Consider the following 16,882-nt stretch of genomic DNA (forward strand, 5'->3'; position numbering starts at 1 on the left):
CTGACCTGCGACTCTTTCGAGTCGGGACGACAGGATTTGAACCTGCGACCCCTTGACCCCCAGTCAAGTGCGCTACCAAGCTGCGCCACGTCCCGGTGCCCGTGTCGGCGGGGTTTCCCCTGCGTCGGCGTGCAGGTGAAACATTACCTCACTCCGGGGGGTGGGGTGACGCACGGGTAGTCACGGGGTCGTGGGGGTGGGTTGTGGCGCCGCAGGTGGCGGCGAGGGCGGTGGCGTGTGCGAGGGCGGCGGGGGAACCGGTGGCGTGGGCGAGGTCGAGGCGGGCGCGGGCTTCCTCGTAGCGGGAGGGGGAGGTGGCGAGGTGGGCGACGGCGCGGGTGAGGAGGCGGTGGGACTCGGGCGGGTCGGCGAAGAGGGCGCGGCAGCGGAGGGCCTCGCCGAGGGCGGTGGGGGTGCCGAGGCGTACGGCGTGGGTGTGGGCCTCGGTGGCGATACGGGCGGCGCGGTCCGGGTCTGCCGGGGCCAGGGCGCGGGCCAGGTCGAAGGGCCAGGGGGCCCAGACGCCGTGGTGGCGGCCGCGGCCGGTGAGGGCCTCGGCGGCGGCTTCGAGGGTGTCGACGGCCTCTTCGCGCCGGCCTTCGGCGAGGAGGAGGCGGCCGAGGACGCTGGGGCCGTCGGGGAGGACGATCGCGCCCGGCCAGGGCGGGCCGAAGCGGTAGCGGTCGGCGACGGCGCGTGCCTCGGCGGTACGGCCGCGGGCGAGGAGGGTGTCGACGAGGAGGCAGGCGGTGTCCCAGTGGACGGGGAGCCCGCCGCCGACGCGGTCGGCCAGCCGGAGTCCCTCCTCCAAGTGGTGCTGCGCGCGCGGCAGCCGGCCGCGTCGGCGGTGGACCAGGCCCAGGAGGGTGTGGGCGAAGGCGAGGTGGGCGCCGCTCCAGCCGGAGATCTCGAAGGCGCGGACCGCTTCGGTGAAGAGGGCCTCGCCGCGGTCGGGCCGGTCGGCGAAGACGTACGCGATACCGGTGAGGGCCGGGAGCTCGAACCCCCACGTGTGGTCGGTCCAGCCGAGTCCCCGGGCGGGTACGCCGTCGGCGAGGGCGCGGTCGCAGAGCCGTACGACGTCGGCGGCGGGCTCGCCGCGGAGCATCGCGTCGAAGGCCCGGACGGCGATGAGGGCCCGTTCGGAGTTGTCGGCGCCGGTGAACCCCGCGGTGAGTCCGGCGAGGCGGCGCGAGCGGCCGTGGCCGTCGTCCTCGGCGGCCTGGAACCCCTCGTACATGAAGTGGGCGGCCTGGAGCCGCCGCAGTCCGGTGCCGGGCGGGGTGCGGCGCGCCTCGGCGGCGACGGCTCGCGCGGCCTCCCGGAGCTGGTTGTTGTGGGCGAGGGCCTGGGCGAGCCGATAGGTGGCGTCGATGCGGAGGGTGTCGTCGAGGCCGGGCAGGTCGAGGGCGGAGCGCAGGTGGCGGACGGTCGCCGCGGGTGAGGTGAGCAGGGACGCGCAGCCGAGTTCGTACAGGACCCTGGCGTACGTGTCCGGGAGCGGCGGTTCGGCGAGTGCGCGTTCCAGGCAGCGGCGGGCCGCGTCGGGCGCTCCGGCGGCGAGGTGTTCGCCGGCGGCGGCCCGTAGCCGGCGGACGACGTCCTCGTCCTCGTCGGGGTGCACTTCGAGGAGGTGGCGGGAGACCGCGGCCGGTCCGTGGCCCGCCCCGGCGAGCGCCCAGGCGGCGCGCCCGTGGAGGGCGGTCCGCACGGCCGGCGGCACCGACCCGTACACGGCGCTCGCGATGAGCGGGTGTGCGAACTCCAGCGGGTCCAAGGGGCCGTCGAGGTCCGTGGTGGGGGCGGGGAAGGACGGCGGGGCGGGCGGGCCGTCGGGGTCCGCCGGCGGTGGCGTCGCGAGGATTCTGGTGCGGCGGAGTCGTTCCGTGTGGTCGGCGACCTCCGCCGCCTTCATGCCGGTGAGGGTCGCGAGGAGGCGCGGGGTGCTGTCCGCGCCGAGGACGGCGATCGCCCAGGCGATCCGGGTGGGGCCGGTGCCCAGCGCTTCGAGGCGGGCGACGAGGCCGCCGCCCCGGGCCCCGGCGCCGAGGTCGCGCAGGAGGGCGGCGGAGCGGGCGACCGGTTCGAGCATCCGGTCGCGGGCCTTGGCGAGCAGTTCGACCGTCTCGTACGGGTTGCCGGAGGTCACCGTCCACAGCTCGTGGCAGAACGGCTCGTCCGCGTGGCCGCCGAGGGTGTCGCGGGCGAGGGAGGCCGTGGCCGCCGGGGTGAGGGCGTGCAGGCCGAAGGTCACGACGGCGCGGTCGGCGAGTCCCGCGAGGCTCGCGGCCGCGGCCGGCCGGGCGGTGTTCCGGGCCGGCGAGCGGTGGGCGAGGACGACCAGGACGGGCAGCCGCCGGCCCCGTCCTCCCTGGGTGAAGGCGTCGAGCCACGCCAGGGACTCGGCGTCGGCCCAGTGGGCGTCGTCCACGAGCAGCAGCGGTGGCCGGTCGCGCAGCCGGTCCGCGAGGCGGCCGAGGAGCCCGGCGAGGCCGTCCCGCACGCCCTGCGGGTCGGCGGGCGCGGCCGAGGAGGAGGGTGGCGGGGCGATCCCGAGCGCCGGGGCGAGGAGGTCGTGGTGGTCGCCGAGGAGGCCGCGGACTTCCTCGGGCCCGAACCGGTCGAGGACGGGCTGGAGGAGCTGGCGGGTGAGGTGGAAGGGGACCGAGGCGAGGGTCTCGCCGCCCCGGGCGGTCAGCACGGTGCAGCGGTCCCGGGCGGTGCGGTGGATCTCGGCGAGGAGGGTGGTCTTGCCGATGCCCGGCTCGCCCCGGTAGACGAGTATGCCGCCGCGCGCGGGGCCGCCCTCCGTCGCGCCGGCGACGAGCGCGTCGACGGCGTGGCCCGCCGCGGCGAGCTCCGGGTCGCGTTCGAGCAGTCCGCCCGCCTCCGCTCCCCCGGACCCCGCGAACGGCGTTGCGGACGAAGGCTGTTCGGCTTCCGACGGCACCGACGACCCACTCCCCCCACACGAGCTCGTCGGCCCGGCGCCGCCCGCGTGGTCCGCGCGGCCCACGCGGACAGGGCCGACACTGGACCGACGAGCCTAGCGGTCCCGGTCGTCCGGGGGGCGACAATGGGCGGGTGAACCGGACACCGGGTGACCGCGACGAAGAGCACGGCGACGACCGCGGCAGGGCCCGCGGCGAGGGCCGCGCCAGGGACCGCGACGAGGCGGGGCGGGCCCGCAGCTCGCGCCCCCGCGACGGGCTCGGGCGGCCGCTGCCGTACGGGGCCGAGGGCGTGCCCCGGCTGCCCGAGGGCGTCGTGCGCGGACCGCTGGAGACGCTCCGCGAGGCGCAGCGGCTGCTCGACGCCGGCCTGCCCTTCCACGCGCACGAGGTGTTCGAGGACGCCTGGAAGTCGGGCCCCGCGGCGGAACGCGATCTGTGGCAGGGGCTCGCCCAGCTCGCCGTCGGCCTCACCCACACCGCCCGCGGCAACTCCGCCGGCGGCGCCCGGCTGCTGCGCCGCGGCGCCGCACGCCTCGCGGACGCGGCCCCTCAGGCCGGTCCGTACGGTATCGACGCCGATGGACTGGTGGCGTGGGCAACGGAGTTGGCGGCCCGGACGGAGGCGGACCTCCCCACCGGCGGCGCGCCGGTGGCCGTCGACCCCGTGACGGAGGCGCCCCGCCTGCGCCAGGGCACCGCCTGAATCACGGTCACGCCGGAGGGCTGTCGAGCGGCGTCCCGCCGTTCGGCCCGGGCCGGGACCGGATGACCGCCGCCGGTCACGGCGGCGCGACGCGACACCCCTGGTCCGCCGGGCACGGCGCCCGGTGCTTCCCCGGGCCCACCGGGCGCGCGGCGCGGGACGGACACCGTGAGACCGGGCGGCCCCGGGGGCGCGGCCCCTCGCGGCCCCTCGCGGCGGAGCACCTCGGAACGCCCGCTATGCCGTCGGCCGTTCCAGTTGTCGCTGGAGGACGGAGGTGTGGCTGAAGGTGGGGTCCTTCGTGGCCGTGAGGAGGGTGACGGTCTCGCGGGCGGCGAGCAGGCGGAGCCGGTCGAGGGCCGCGGCGGCGTCGGGGGCGGCGAGTTCGGCCTCGTAGCGGCGGCGGAACTCCTCGTACGGGGCGTCGGGGCCGTGGTACCAGTGGCGGAGTTCGGTGGAGGGGGTCAGCGCCTTGGGCCACTCGTCGATGTGGGCGTCCGTCTTGCGGAGCCCGCGCGGCCAGAGGCGGTCGACGAGGACCCGTACGCCGTCGTCGGGTGACGGGGGGTCGTAGACGCGGCGGACGCGGACGGTGGGGGTGCTTGCGGCCATGGGGCCAGCGTGCCGGACGGCACGGGGACTCAGTCGGCGACGCGCAGCGCCGGAAGGAGGACGGCGTCGACGAAGGTCCGCATGGTCGAGGCGTCGGCGAACCGTTCCTCGAAGAGCCGCTCGATGCGGAGCATGCCCATGAAGCAGGGCGCGACGAAGCCGATGGCCGGGTTGTCGGCGGCGACCTCGCCGCGTTCGACGGCGCGTGCCACCACGGCGTCGATGGCGGCGACCTCGGGGGCGATGACGGTCTCGCGGAGCGCGGCGCGCAGGTCGGGGTGCTGGATGAACGCCTGGGCGACGGCTTCCATGAGCTCGGCGTCGCGTTCGCGGTGTGAGGCGGCGATGCGGGCGGCCTCGCGCAGGTCGCCGGCGAGGGTGCCGGTGTCGATGCCGGCGAAGACGACGCAGCGGCGCCGGGCGAGCGCGGCGGTGACCAGCTGGGGTTTCGTGCCCCACTGCCGGTAGAGGGTGGCCTTGCCGCACTTGGTGCGGGCGGCGACGCCCTCCATGGTGACCGAGTCGTAGCCGCCTTCGCGGAGGAGGCAGAGCACGGCGTCGTACAGCTCCGTCTCGCGCTCCGGCGTGATCTTGCTGCGACGGGCGGCGGCGCTCGCGGCCTGAGTGGACATCGATCCCTCCTGGACACCTCTGTCTCTGCACATACGAGAGTAGGGGGTGCACAATCGAGACGCAAACGTATCGAGACGCTTGCGTCTCGCTGGAATCGGATCTAGGCTCACTCCGTTTGCTGGCGATTTGACGGATTAGAGGGCCGCACGATGGCTGCCGGGTTGAGCGGGATACGAGGACCACGTCCTGCAGGACAGGGGATGACACCCACCCCCGGCCCCGCCCTACCCGACGGGACCGAGGACGAGGACGGAGCGGGCGAAGACCCCTCCGGCGGGGCCGCGCGGCCGCCGCTGCTGCGCGAGCTGCTGCTCGTCACCGCGCTCTTCCTCGTCTACAAGTTCGGCCGGCTCTTCGCCAACGGCCACGAGGCCCGCGCCTTCCGGAACGCCGACCGCGTCTGGGACGCCGAGCGCGCGATCCACCTGCCGGGCGAGGAAACGATCCAGCAGCTGCTGCTGCACGGCGAACCGCTGATCCGGGCCGCCAACACGTACTACGCGGCCGTGCACTTCCCGGCCACCATCGCCTTCCTCGTCTGGCTGTACTGGCGCCGCCCCGCGCACTACGTGTGGTCGCGCCGCGTCCTCGCACTCGTCACCGGCGCCGCGCTCGCCCTCCACCTGCTGATGCCGCTGGCCCCGCCCCGGATGCTCGCCGCCTCCGGCCTCGTCGACACCGCCCAGGTCTACGGCCCCTCCGTGTACGGGGCGACGCCGGAGACGGACTCGATGGCGAACCAGTTCGCGGCCATGCCGTCCCTGCACTTCGGCTGGGCGCTGATGGTCGCCATCGGCCTCATCGCCGCCACCCGGTCCCGCCGGCGGGTCCTGTGGCTGCTGCACCCGCTGCTCACCCTGCTCGTCATCGTCGGCACCGCCAACCACTACTGGTTCGACGCGCTCGCCGCCGCCGCGCTCCTCGGTCTCGCGCTGCTCGTCGTCCGCGCTCCCGGCCACCGCCGTACGGCGCCCCCGCCACCGGCCGCCCGCACGCTCGGCACGACCGCCCTCCCGGCCGGAGCCCTGCGATGAACCCCGCCGCCGGCACCGTGCTCGCGGTGCTCCTCTCCCTCGTCTCCGCCGCCGGGTACGCGCTCGCCGCCGTCGCCCAGTCCCGGCTCGCCGCCGCCTCCCCCGCTCCCGAGGACGGGCGCGGCGCCCTGCGCGCCCTGCTCGCCCGCAGCCAGTGGTGGTGGGCGGTCGGCCTCAACGCCGCCGGGGCGCTCGCCCACGTCGCCGCCCTGCACTACGGGCCGCTGACGCTGGTCCAGCCGCTCGGCGCGCTGACGCTGGTGGCGGCGCTGCCACTGGGCGCCCACCTCGCGCACCGGCGGGTCACCAGGACCGAGTGGCGCGGGGCGCTCTGGACCCTGGGCGGTCTCGTCGGCCTGGTCGCCGTGACCGGCCCGACGGCCCCCGGCGAGGCGCTGAGCCTGAGCGAGTCCCTGGCCGTCGCGGCGGCGACCGCGCTCCTGATAGCCACCCTCGCGTCGGGCCGCCTGAGCGGGCGCGGCGCGTCCGGTGCCGGCGGGCGGAGCAAGCGCGGCCTCGGGCACGCCACGGCGTCCGGGATCGCCTCGGGTGTGGCCTCCGCGCTCACCCAGACCCTCACGGCCGCGCTCGCGCGCGAACTCCCCGGCGAAGAACCGGTCTGGTGGCAGACCGCGCTGCTCGCGGTCCTCATCTCGGCCTTCGCGACGGGTGGTCTCCTTCTCTCCCAGGCCGCCTACCGGGGCGGCCTCGCGGCTCCGCTGGCCGTGGTCAACCTGTCCAACCCGGCAGCCGCCGCCGTCATCGGGGTGGCGCTGCTCGGCGAGACCTTCCGGGCCGGCGCCTGGGGCTGGCTCATCGCGGCCGCGGCCTCGCTCGTCGCGGCGCGGGGTGTGGTGCTGCTGTCGAAGGGCGGCACGGCGGAGGCGGGAACGGACGTGGCGGCGACCGCGTCGGCGGCCGCGCCCGTGGCCTCACCCCTGACCTCGTACCCGGCCGCGCCCCTGACCTCGTCCGCGACCCCGCCCCCGGCCTCACCTGCGGCCGCGGCCTCGTCCATGACCGCACCCGTGGCCGCCATGGCCGCCGACCCCGCGGGAGTGCGCACGCCCGCGCCCATGGCCGCGTTCGGGCCCGTGCCCGCGCCCGAGTCCGTCGTGCTTCCCGCGCCGGCGCCGTCCGCGCCACCGCACATGGCGTGCCCGTGACGCGGAGCTTCGCCGCGGGAGGTCCCGGCGGACGGCGACCCTCCCTTTCGTCACCTTGACGACAAGCCATGGAACCCCCTATCGTCAATATGACGACAAGGGGGTTCCATGGCTGACATCACCCGGCGGGCCGGCTGGCGGCATCTGCGCTCCGCGCCCACCGCGCACATCCGCCACCAGCGCGGCGGCAGGCTCGTCCACGACGGCGAGGGGCTGAGCTTCTGGTTCCGGCCGCTCTCCGCGGCCCTGTCGGAGGTCCCGGTGAACGACCGGGAGCTGGCGATGGCGTTCCACGCCCGTACCGCCGACTTCCAGGACGTCAGCGTGCAGTCCACCGTCACGTACCGGATCGGCGACCCGGGGACGGCGGCCGCACGGCTCGACTTCTCGATCGACCCCGACACGGGCGCCTGGCGGGGCACACCGCTGGAGCAGATCGCCACGCTGCTCACCGAGACCGCCCAGCAGCACGCGCTCGACGTCCTCGCCCGCACCGCGCTGGCGGCGGCGCTGGTCGACGGCGTGGCGGCGGTACGGGACCGCATCACGACCGGACTCGCGGCCGAACCGCGCCTGCCCGCCACCGGCATCGAGGTCGTCGCCGTCCGGGTGGTGGCGATCCGCCCCGAGCCGGAGGTCGAGCGCGCGCTGCGCACCCCCGCCCGCGAGCAGATCCAGCAGGAGGCCGACCGCGCCACCTACGAGCGCCGCGCGGTCGCCGTCGAACGCGAACGCGCCATCGCCGAGAACGAGCTGGCCAGCAAGATCGAGCTGGCCCGGCAGGAGGAGCGGCTCGTCGAGCAGCGCGGCACCAACGCCCGCCGCGAGGCCGAGGAGAACGCCGCCGCCGACGCCGTACGGGCCGAGGCCGAGGCCGTGCGGAAGGTCCGGCTCGCCCGGGCCGAGGCGGAGGCGGCGCGCGAGGTCGGCGAGGCGCGCGCCGGAGCGCAGTCCGCGTGGCTGCGGGCGCACGGCGAGGTGACCCCCGCCGTCCTGCACGCCCTCGCCGTGCACCGGGCCGCGGAGAACCTCCCCCGGATCGAGCATCTGACGCTCTCCCCCGACGTGCTGACCGGGCTGCTCGCCAAGCTCGGCGAGGGCGGAGCGGGAGCCGGGGCCGGTTCGTGAGCCTCGCGCCGCGCGCGGTGCTCGTGCACCGGACCACGGAGTACGAGGAGTTGCTCGCCCGCCACGGTACGCACGGCCAGGCCGCGTTCTTCCTCTCCGCGCGCGGCCGCTCGGCCGACGCGGTACGGGAGCGGCACGAGCGCGCCCGGCGGGCGCTGGCCGAGGTGGCCGGCGCGGTCCCGCTGACATGGCGGCAGACCCGGGTGGAACGCGCCGACCTGGACCGGTTCCTGTTCGGCCCCGAGGACGTGGTCGTCGTGGTCGGCCAGGACGGTCTGGTCGCCAACACGGCGAAGTACCTGACCGGACAGCCCGTCGTCGGGATCGACGCCGACCCGGGGCGCAATCCGGGCGTCCTCGTGCGGCACCGCGCGGCGCAGGCGCGCCGGCTGCTGCCGTACGCGGCGGGGGCCGGCGCGGCCGTCGAGGAGCTGACGATGGTCGAGGCCGTCACCGACGACGCGCAGCGGCTCCTCGCCCTCAACGAGATCTACGTCGGCCCGCCCGGCCACCAGACCGCCCGCTACACGCTCGGGCTCGACGGCACGGACGTCCCGGCCGAGCCCCAGGCGTCGTCCGGGGTGCTCGTCGGCACCGGCACGGGGGCCACGGGCTGGCTGCGGTCCCTGTGGCAGCAGCGCTCCAGCGCGCTGGAGCTGCCCGCTCCCTCGGACGCCCGGCTCGCCTGGTTCGTCCGCGAGGCATGGCCGTCCCCCACGACCGGGACGAGCCGCGTCGAGGGTCTCCTCGCCCCCGGCCGGGGGCTGCGCCTCACCGTCGAGTCCGACCGCCTCGTCGCCTTCGGCGACGGCGTCGAGTCCGACGCCCTGGAACTGACGTGGGGCCAGACGGTCCGCCTCACGGCCGCGGAGTCCCGCCTGCGGCTGGTGGGCTGACCTCGCGCCGTCCCGGCCCGGGCGGGGCGGGGGCGCCGGCCGCGTGCTGCCCGGGCTCGGGCGGCGTGCGTACGCCTGCCTCGTCCCGTCCCGGCTCCGGCCGATGCGGCGGCCGGCCGTTCGGGCCCGGCGGCGCCGGTGGGAGGCGGCGGGCGCGGTACGACGTCACCGCGTGCTGGACCCCGAAGGTGACGCCGACGCCGAGCCAGAGCCCGCCGAGGCCGAACGGCTCCCCGAAGGCCGCCGTGCCGAGCCCGCCGACGAGCAGCCGGGAGGCCAGCGTGGCGAGCCAGAGCAGGAGGGTGACACGGTCGCCCTTGCGGTGGGGGCGGCCGGCCGCGTCGCGCCACACCGGGATGGCGCCGCCGCGCAGGAAGCCGAAGACGACGGAGACCGCGAGGCCCGCGATCAGGAACGCGATCCCGGCCGTGGTCGCCCGGGCAGGACCCGGTGGGACGCAGCCGTGGGCGATCAGGAGGGCCGCCCAGACATAGGCCAGGGGGCGGACGGGGCGTGCGGAGAACTGGCTTGCCAGCATCACGCCGACGATGCCGACGACGAGCAGCAGCTCGGGCCGGGGTTGCGGTGGGGTCATGGGGATCCGGGCCCTCCGGCCAGATGGGTGGCGAGTACGGAGGACAGGGCCGCGCGGAACGCGGTGTCGTGGGCGGGGTCGGCCGGGTCGTGGCCGAGTCCGGCGAGCCAGGAGGTGCGGCCGAGCGCGTACCCGTACGCGGACGACAGCGCGAGCAGCACGACCGCCTCGATCCGCGCCCGGTCGGGACCGTCCGGGCCGGGAAGCGCGGCCCGGATCCCCGCCTCGATGCCGTCGACGAGGGCGGCGAGGCCGTCGGAGGACATGCCGACGTCGTCGGCGTGCAGGCCGGCCCAGGCGAAGAGCCGGACGTACCGCTCGTCGGCGAGCGTCTCGAACAGCACCTCGGTCATGCCGGTCGCGTACGGCGTGCCGCCGTCGGACCGGATCCGCTCGCGGACCCGGTCCCGCTGCGCCTCGTTCTCGCGCCGCAGCACGGCGCGGACGAGGGCCCCGTAGGTGCCGAAGTAGTGCGTCACGAGGCCGTGCGAGACCCCGGCCGCCTCGGCGACGAGGCGCAGTCCGACGCGGTCGGGTCCGTAGCGCGCGATCAGTTCGGTGGCGGCGTCGAGGATCTCCCGACGGGCCTGGTCCGGAGTCCGTCTGCGACGTGGCGTCACCGTGCCTCCCCCTGTTGGCAAGCTTGACAATAGGCCGTCGACGCCGGCTGCGGCACCGCTTCGACCGGCGCGGCCGAAATCGATCGGCGCCCGGCGGGGGCACTCCGGACCGGCGCTATGCTCGGCGCGCTTCGACCGGTTCTCCGCACACCCGATCCGCTCCCGGCCGCCGAAGGAACCCCATGGCCTCCGTCTCTCCCGGCCCACTCTCCGTGGCGCCCGCCACGCTCCAGGACTGGGCCCTCGTGCGCTCCTGGGCCGCCGAGGAGGGGTGGAATCCCGGCCTCTCCGACGCGCCGGCCTTCTTCGCGCAGGACCCCGGCGGCTTCTTCATGGGCCGGGTCGACGGGGAGCCGGTATCCGCCATCTCGGTGGTGAACTACGACGCGACGTACGCGTTCCTCGGCTTCTACCTCGTGCGCCCCGAGTTCCGCGGCCTCGGTCACGGTCTGGCCACCTGGCGGGCGGCGCTCGCGCACGCGGGCGAGCGGTCCGTCGGGCTCGACGGGGTGCCGGCGCAGCAGGACAACTACCGCCGTTCCGGGTTCGCGACGGCGTACCGCACGGCGCGGTACGTCGGGACGGTCCCCGCCCCGGACGCCCCGGTGACCGGCGTGGTGGCCGCCGGCCGGGTCGACCCGGCCGCGCTCGCCGCCTACGACGGCTCCTGCCACCACGCCGGCCGGCCGCGCTTCCTCTCCGCCTGGCTGTCCACGCCCGGCCACCGTGCCCTGGTACGCGTCGTCGACGGGCGGCCCACCGGGTACGGCGTGGTCCGCCCCGCCGAGGACGAGGCCCGCGTGGGGCCGCTGTTCGCGGATACCCCGGCCGACGCCGCCGCCCTCCTGGACGCGCTCGCCGGAGCGGCCCGCGACTTCGGTTCCGACCGGATCGCGGTGGACATGCCCGAGGCGAACCCGGCGGCCGCCCGCCTCGCCCTGGAGCGCGGCCTGGAGCCGACCTTCGAGACGGCCCGGATGTACACGGGTCCCGTCCGCCCCGTGGCGCCGGAGCGCGTCTTCGGAGTCACCACGCTCGAACTGGGCTGACGAGGGCCGGAAGCGCCATCGCCGAACCGCCCCATCTCGGTTCTTTCCGCCCGTACTTGCCGTCCATCCGCACAACTCACCTTGATTGACAACAGAACGGCTGTATTCGGGCAGTGCGGAGGGGCCGCCCTCGCCGCTCGACGGAGGAGGGCGTAGGGTCGCCTGGTTGCGGAACGGGTACTTCCGGTTTCCGCCCAAGTCGTCGGCGGGGCGCCCGGGGACGGGCCCGCACCCTCCCCCGTCCGACCCTCCGCCGCCGCCCCTCGCCGCACCCCCGCAGCCCGGTGAGGGGTGACAAGGGTTTTCCCCGTATCGGGTTAACCCCCCCGTTCCCTACTGTCCTCCGCACCGGCAGATATCATCCCCCCAGCGCACTCTGACAGGTGCATGCGGAGGGTGATGTCCGCCGGTGACGGCCTTGACCCGGGCCGTCGCGCCGGTGGCGGCGCACGGGCCCCCCAAGCCCAGGGAACCTCGGAGGCGACCCCACTTCGCCCCGTGCGACCCGCGCCGCCGCCACTGCTCCGCAGTTACGTCGTACTCGAAAGGGCCACACCTTGAACGGTTCCAGGCGGAGAGTCATATCCGTGGTCGCGAGCGCCGCGATCCTCGGCGCCGCTGCCACGACCGGGGCGATCGCCGCCGCCCCGGGCGCTGCCACCCCGAAGCCGGCTCCGGCTTCGCAGACGATGCGGGCGCTTCCCAGCGCCCCCGTCGAGAAGGTCATCGTGACCTACAAGAACCAGGCCGCCGAGGCCGGTTCGAACACCGCCGCGAAGAGCGACACGGCCGAGAAGGCCGCGAAGACGGGCGAGAAGCTCTCCTTCGAGCGCCGCCTCGCCGGCGGTGGCGCCCTCGTCGACCTCGGCGACAGCGCCACCAAGCAGGACGTGACCGAGGTCATGAACGCGTTCCGCGCCGACCCGTCCGTCGCCTCGGTCGAGCCCGACATCCGCGCGTACGCGATGGCGGTCACCCCGAACGACACCGACTACGCCAAGCAGTGGGACCTCTTCGAGGCCACCGGCGGCATGAACGTTCCCGCGGCCTGGGACAAGACGACCGGCACCGGCGTCACCGTCGCCGTGATCGACACCGGCTACGCCGCCCACTCGGACGTCGCCGGCAACATCGTCTCCGGCTACGACTTCATCTCCACCTCCGCCGACGCCCGCGACGGCAACGGCCGCGACGCGGACCCGAAGGACGAGGGCGACTGGAACGCCACCGCCGGCGAGTGCGGCACCGGCTCCACGGCGTCCAACTCCTCCTGGCACGGCACCCACGTGGCCGGCACCATCGGCGCCGTCACGAACAACACCAAGGGCATCGCGGGCATCGCGTACAACGCGAAGATCCAGCCCGTGCGCGTGCTCGGCAAGTGCGGCGGCTCGTCCTCCGACATCGCCGACGCCATCACCTGGGCCTCCGGCGGCACCGTGCCGGGCGTCCCGGTCAACGCGAACCCGGCGAAGGTCATCAACATGAGCCTGGGCGGCGCCAGCGCCACCTGCCCGAGCGTCTACCAGACCGCCATCAACGGCGCCGTCTCGCGCGGCACCACCGTCGTCGTCGCCGCGGGCAACAGCAACGCGAACGCGTCGGGCTTCACTCCCGCGAACTGCTCGAACGTCATCACCGTGGCGTCGACCAGCCGCGAGGGCAACCGGTCGTACTACTCCAACTACGGCACCATCGTGGACGTGGCCGCGCCCGGCGGCGAGACCCGCCGCTCCACCGACACGCCCGGCACCGTCACCACCCCCGAGAACGGCATCTACTCGACGCTGAACTCGGGCACGACGACCCAGTCGGCCGAGAACTACAAGCCCTACCAGGGCACCTCGATGGCCGCGCCGCACATCGCCGGCCTCGCCGCGCTCCTGAAGTCGGCGAAGAGCACCCTCACCCCGGCCGAGATCGAGTCCGCGATCAAGGCCAACGCCCGCCCGCTGCCCGGCACCTGCACCGGCGGCTGCGGCACCGGCATCGCCGACACCGCGAAGTCCGTGGACGCGGTCCTCGGCACCACCCCGCCGACCGGCAGCGTCTTCACCAACGCGACCGACGTGACGATCGCCGACAACACCACCGTGTCGTCCTCGATCGCCGTCACCGGCCGCACCGGCAACGCCCCCGCCGCCCTCAAGGTCGGCGTGGACATCAAGCACACCTGGCGCGGGGACCTGGTCATCGACCTGGTCGCCCCCGACGGCACGGTGCGCAACCTCAAGGCGTCCTCCTCCTCGGACAGCGCCGACAACGTCCTCACCACGTACACGGTCGACGCGTCGAGCGAGGTCGCCAACGGCACCTGGAAGCTCCAGGTCCGCGATGTGGCCACGGGTGACACCGGCTACATCGACTCGTGGAGCCTCACCTTCTGATCCACCGGTGACACCCCACTGAACCACCCCCCACATCAGCATCTTTGCTGGTCAGCGACGCGCCCGTGGTCTACACCACGGGCGCGTTCTGGCGTCCGGCGCACGGGTCCGGCACAAGCCCGCTGTCCGTATGCCGGACAAGGGGCCTGGACTCCTCCGGTGGGCTCCGTATCCTCTGCCCACGGGGACCATGGGCCGGGACCCGAGGGCCGGAGGGTGGTGGACAGTGACGACAGCACCGCACCGCGCTGCCCCGGTGGGCCGCGAGGAACTCCTCGCCCGGGTGGAACGGGCCCTGCACGCACGCGGCCGCGCCCTGCTCACCGGACCCGCCGGCGTCGGCAAGACCGAGGTCGCCCTCGCCGAGGCGGCCCGCGCCGAGGCGCGCGGCGAGACCGTGCTCTGGCTGGCTCCGCTCCCCTCCGACCGCGACATACCCGGCGCCGCGGCCGCCGCGCTCGTCGCCTCGGTGGCGGCGTCGGTGACCGTCGGGGTGCCGTCGCCCGGAGCGCCGTCCCCGGGGATCCTCGCCTCCGGGGTGTTCGACGAGCTGCCGGGACCCCAGCGCACCGCCGTCGCCATGCTCTGCCGCGAGGCGCCGATCGACGCGGGCGGCTGGGACCCCATCGCCCTGCGCCTCGGCATCGCCAGGATCCTGCGCGCCCTGACCTGCCGCGGCCCCGTCCTGCTCGTCGTCGACGGAGTGCAGCACGTCGACGCGGACAGCGCGGACCTGCTGCGCTTCGCCCTCCACCTGGCGCCGCCCGCGCTGCGGGTGGTGTCCGTGGAGACACCGGAGCCGTACGGCGAGGTCCACGAGCCCTACCGCGAGCCGCACCGCCCGGAGGACCCGCACGCCACGCACCTGTGGGTGCCGTCCGAGGCCGACGTCCTGCTCGTGCCGCCGCTGGCCGCCGACGAGATCGCCGAACTCCTCATCCACCACCGGCTGCCCTCCCGGATGGCCGGCCGCATCCACCGCGCGAGCGGCGGCAATCCGCGACTGGCGCTCGCCGTGGGGCGGTCCCTCGGCGACGCCCGCACCCCCGTGCACCACGCGGAGGCCCTGACGCTCTCCGGCCGCGCCCGTGACCTCGCCCGCCAGCTCCTCGGCGCCGCGCCCGCGGCCGTACGCGAGACGCTGCTGCTCGCCGCGCTGGCGCTGCGGCCCTCGGCGACCCTGGTCCGGCGGGCCGGGCGGCCCAACGCGGAGGCCGACCTCGCGGCGGCCGAGCGGGCCGGTCTCGTGTCGCTGGCCGAGGACGGGTCGGTGACGTTCACCGCGGGACTGCTGCCCTCCACCCTGGTGCACGACGCCTGCTGGGCCGAGCGGAGCGCCGGGCACGCGGCGCTGGCCGAGGTCGTGGACGACCCCGTGGAGGCGGTGCGCCACCGGGCGCTGGCCACCGACTGCCCGGACGAGGAGCTCGCCGCCGAGGTCGCGGAGGCGGCGGATCTGGCCCGGCGGCGCGGGAACAGCGCCCTCGCCGCCGAACTCGCGCTGCTCGCCGCCGAATCGACACCGGGGCGGCACGGCGGGCAGCGGATCGCCCGGCTGGTCGACGCCGCCGAGGAGGCCGCCCGCGCGGCCCGCGCCGACCTGGCCATGCGGGCGGCCACCGATCTGCTCGCCCGCGACGCGGTGCCCGCCGACCGGGTCAGGGCGCGGCTCGCCGTGCTCGACACGGCCGGGCAGGGGCTGACCGGGCTCGACGAGATGTACGTCCACGCCATGGAGGACTCCGAGGGGGACACCGCGCTGCGGGCCGCCGTACAGCTGCGGCTCGCCGTCAAGTACGTCCTCGCGGACGGCGATCCGCAGCGCTCCCGGACGGCGGCGGTCGAATCGGCCGCGCTGGCCGCCTCGATGGGCGACCCCCGCACGGCGGCGCAGGCCCTGACCGTGCAGGCCCGGATGGAGCGGGCCCTCGGCTCGCCGGACGCGGACGCCGTCCTCGCGCAGGCGCGCTCCCTGGAGATGGCCGAGCGTCCGCTCGGGATCCGCAACGCGGCCCAGATCCTGACGATCCGTCACGCACTCTTCGACGACCGGCTCGTGGAGGCCCGGGACGAACTGAACGCCCTCCTCCCGCTGGTGCAGCGCCGCGGCTCGGTCGAGGACGCCATCGAGCTCTTCCGTACGCTGGCCGAGATCGAGTCCCGGATCGGTCCGTGCGCCGCGGCCCTCTCCCACGCCGGGCAGTCGCTCGCCCTCACCCTGGAGGCCGGGCTCTCCCCCGGTCCCGCCTGGTACGCCCTCGCGCTCGCGGAGACGGCGGGCGGCAGCTTCGCGCGGGCGGCGAGCTACGCGCGCCGCAGTGTCCAGGCGTCGGAGGAGGAGGGCGACCGGGTCTTCCTCTCCCGCAGCCGTTACGCCCTCGGCCGGGTCCAGCTGATCAACGGGGACGTGGCCGCCGCCCTGGAGACGCTCCGACGGGTCCAGGCCGACGAGCGCGCCCAGTCGACGGTGGACCCGTCGATGCTGCGGTGGCACGAGGAACTGGCCGAGGCGCTGCTGGCCCACGACGCCGCCGACGAGGCCCTGGCGCTCCTGGCGGAGGTGCGGCCGGTGGCGGAGCGGCTGGGGCGCTCCACGGTGCTGCTGGGCTGCGACCGGGCGCACGCGATGTGCCTGGCGTCGGAGGGGCGTACGGACGAGGCGGCCGAGCTGCTCACCCGTACGGCGGAGCGTTTCGGGCGAGCGGGGCTGCCGCTGGAGCGGGGGCGGGCGCTGATCGCGCTGGCCCGGGTCGAGCGCCGCAGACGGCGCCGGTCGGCGGCGCAGAGCGCCCTGCAGGCGGCGGCGTCGGTCTTCGAGCGGGCCGGGGCGGCTCCGTGGCTGGCGCTGGCGGGCGAGACCCCGGCGGGTGAGGGGCCCGGCTCCGGTGCCGGTGTCGAGGAGGCGCTGCCGGCGCTCTCCGCGCTCACGGAGGGCGAGTTGCGGCTCGCGCGGCTCGTGTGCCAGGGCGCCAGCAACCAGGAGGCGGCGGCGAAGCTGTACCTGAGCGTGAAGACGGTCGAGGCGCGGCTCACGCGGATCTACCAGAAGCTCGACGTCCGCTCCCGGGCGCAGCTGGCGACGGCCCTGCGGCCGTGACGTCCGGC

13 protein-coding genes and 1 tRNA gene are annotated in these 16,882 nt (G+C 75.7%); 8 read left to right on the forward strand and 6 right to left on the reverse strand.

The features are described 5' to 3' along the window. Positions 1–21: 21 nt before the first annotated feature. Together ACFVZH_RS35545 and ACFVZH_RS35550 are read right to left on the reverse strand one after the other, a co-directional pair. Positions 22–95 (reverse strand) — tRNA-Pro (locus ACFVZH_RS35545). Between the two features lie 53 nt (positions 96–148). Further along, positions 149–2,878 carry an ATP-binding protein gene (locus ACFVZH_RS35550; protein ID WP_384904098.1) on the reverse strand — a complete coding sequence of 910 codons (2,730 nt, stop codon included), beginning with the start codon at positions 2,876–2,878 and terminating at the stop codon, positions 149–151. Between the two features lie 206 nt (positions 2,879–3,084). Here ACFVZH_RS35550 and ACFVZH_RS35555 point away from each other — a divergent pair, with 206 nt between their 5' ends. Further along, positions 3,085–3,657: a DUF309 domain-containing protein gene (locus ACFVZH_RS35555; RefSeq protein WP_384904052.1), complete on the forward strand. Its 573-nt coding sequence runs from the start codon at positions 3,085–3,087 to the stop codon at positions 3,655–3,657. Positions 3,658–3,894: 237 nt separating this feature from the next. On the opposite strand, the gene ACFVZH_RS35560 is transcribed toward ACFVZH_RS35555, so the two are convergent. Next, the gene (locus ACFVZH_RS35560; RefSeq protein ID WP_384904054.1) at positions 3,895–4,269 is read right to left on the reverse strand and encodes a DUF488 domain-containing protein; all 375 of its coding nucleotides are present in this window, start codon (positions 4,267–4,269) and stop codon (positions 3,895–3,897) included. 29 nt (positions 4,270–4,298) lie between these two features. Next, positions 4,299–4,901: a TetR/AcrR family transcriptional regulator gene (locus ACFVZH_RS35565; RefSeq protein WP_384904055.1), complete on the reverse strand. Its 603-nt coding sequence runs from the start codon at positions 4,899–4,901 to the stop codon at positions 4,299–4,301. 201 nt (positions 4,902–5,102) lie between these two features. Here ACFVZH_RS35565 and ACFVZH_RS35570 point away from each other — a divergent pair, with 201 nt between their 5' ends. The 4 genes from ACFVZH_RS35570 (at position 5,103) to ACFVZH_RS35585 (ending at position 9,126) form a co-directional block, all read left to right on the forward strand. Continuing rightward, entirely contained in the window at positions 5,103–5,936 is an 834-nt protein-coding gene (locus ACFVZH_RS35570; RefSeq protein WP_384904057.1) for a phosphatase PAP2 family protein, read from the forward strand. Next, positions 5,933–7,102: a DMT family transporter gene (locus ACFVZH_RS35575; protein WP_384904059.1), complete on the forward strand. Its 1,170-nt coding sequence runs from the start codon at positions 5,933–5,935 to the stop codon at positions 7,100–7,102. Before ACFVZH_RS35570 ends, ACFVZH_RS35575 begins: the two co-directional genes overlap by 4 nt. A 108-nt stretch (positions 7,103–7,210) precedes the next feature. Further along, entirely contained in the window at positions 7,211–8,230 is a 1,020-nt protein-coding gene (locus ACFVZH_RS35580) for an SPFH domain-containing protein (RefSeq protein ID WP_384904061.1), read from the forward strand. After that, complete coding sequence (locus ACFVZH_RS35585; protein ID WP_384904063.1) at positions 8,227–9,126, forward strand: hypothetical protein; 900 nt, start codon at positions 8,227–8,229, stop codon at positions 9,124–9,126. The genes ACFVZH_RS35580 and ACFVZH_RS35585 overlap by 4 nt, the downstream gene beginning before the upstream one ends. Here the strand turns inward: ACFVZH_RS35585 and ACFVZH_RS35590 are convergent. Together ACFVZH_RS35590 and ACFVZH_RS35595 are read right to left on the reverse strand one after the other, a co-directional pair. Next, positions 9,089–9,721 carry a hypothetical protein gene (locus tag ACFVZH_RS35590; protein ID WP_384904065.1) on the reverse strand — a complete coding sequence of 211 codons (633 nt, stop codon included), beginning with the start codon at positions 9,719–9,721 and terminating at the stop codon, positions 9,089–9,091. The genes ACFVZH_RS35585 and ACFVZH_RS35590 overlap by 38 nt on opposite strands. Then, a complete protein-coding gene (locus ACFVZH_RS35595) occupies positions 9,718–10,341 on the reverse strand; it encodes a TetR/AcrR family transcriptional regulator (RefSeq protein WP_384904067.1) in 624 nt (207 codons plus the stop codon). The genes ACFVZH_RS35590 and ACFVZH_RS35595 overlap by 4 nt, the downstream gene beginning before the upstream one ends. 182 nt (positions 10,342–10,523) lie before the next feature. Between ACFVZH_RS35595 and ACFVZH_RS35600 the strand changes: the two genes are divergently transcribed. The 3 genes from ACFVZH_RS35600 to ACFVZH_RS35610 all read left to right on the forward strand — a co-directional run bounded on the left by ACFVZH_RS35600 (position 10,524) and on the right by ACFVZH_RS35610 (position 16,874). Further along, on the forward strand, positions 10,524–11,390 hold the full coding sequence (locus ACFVZH_RS35600) for a GNAT family N-acetyltransferase (protein ID WP_384904069.1): 867 nt from the start codon (positions 10,524–10,526) through the stop codon (positions 11,388–11,390). Between the two features lie 587 nt (positions 11,391–11,977). Continuing rightward, positions 11,978–13,777 (forward strand): S8 family serine peptidase, encoded by a 1,800-nt coding sequence (locus ACFVZH_RS35605; protein WP_384904071.1) that lies wholly within the window; start codon positions 11,978–11,980, stop codon positions 13,775–13,777. A 190-nt stretch (positions 13,778–13,967) separates the two neighbouring features. Further along, complete coding sequence (locus ACFVZH_RS35610) at positions 13,968–16,874, forward strand: AAA family ATPase (protein ID WP_384904073.1); 2,907 nt, start codon at positions 13,968–13,970, stop codon at positions 16,872–16,874. Positions 16,875–16,882 lie beyond the last annotated feature (8 nt).

This window comes from Streptomyces sp. NPDC059534 (assembly GCF_042743475.1).
Lineage (GTDB): Bacteria > Actinomycetota > Actinomycetes > Streptomycetales > Streptomycetaceae > Streptomyces.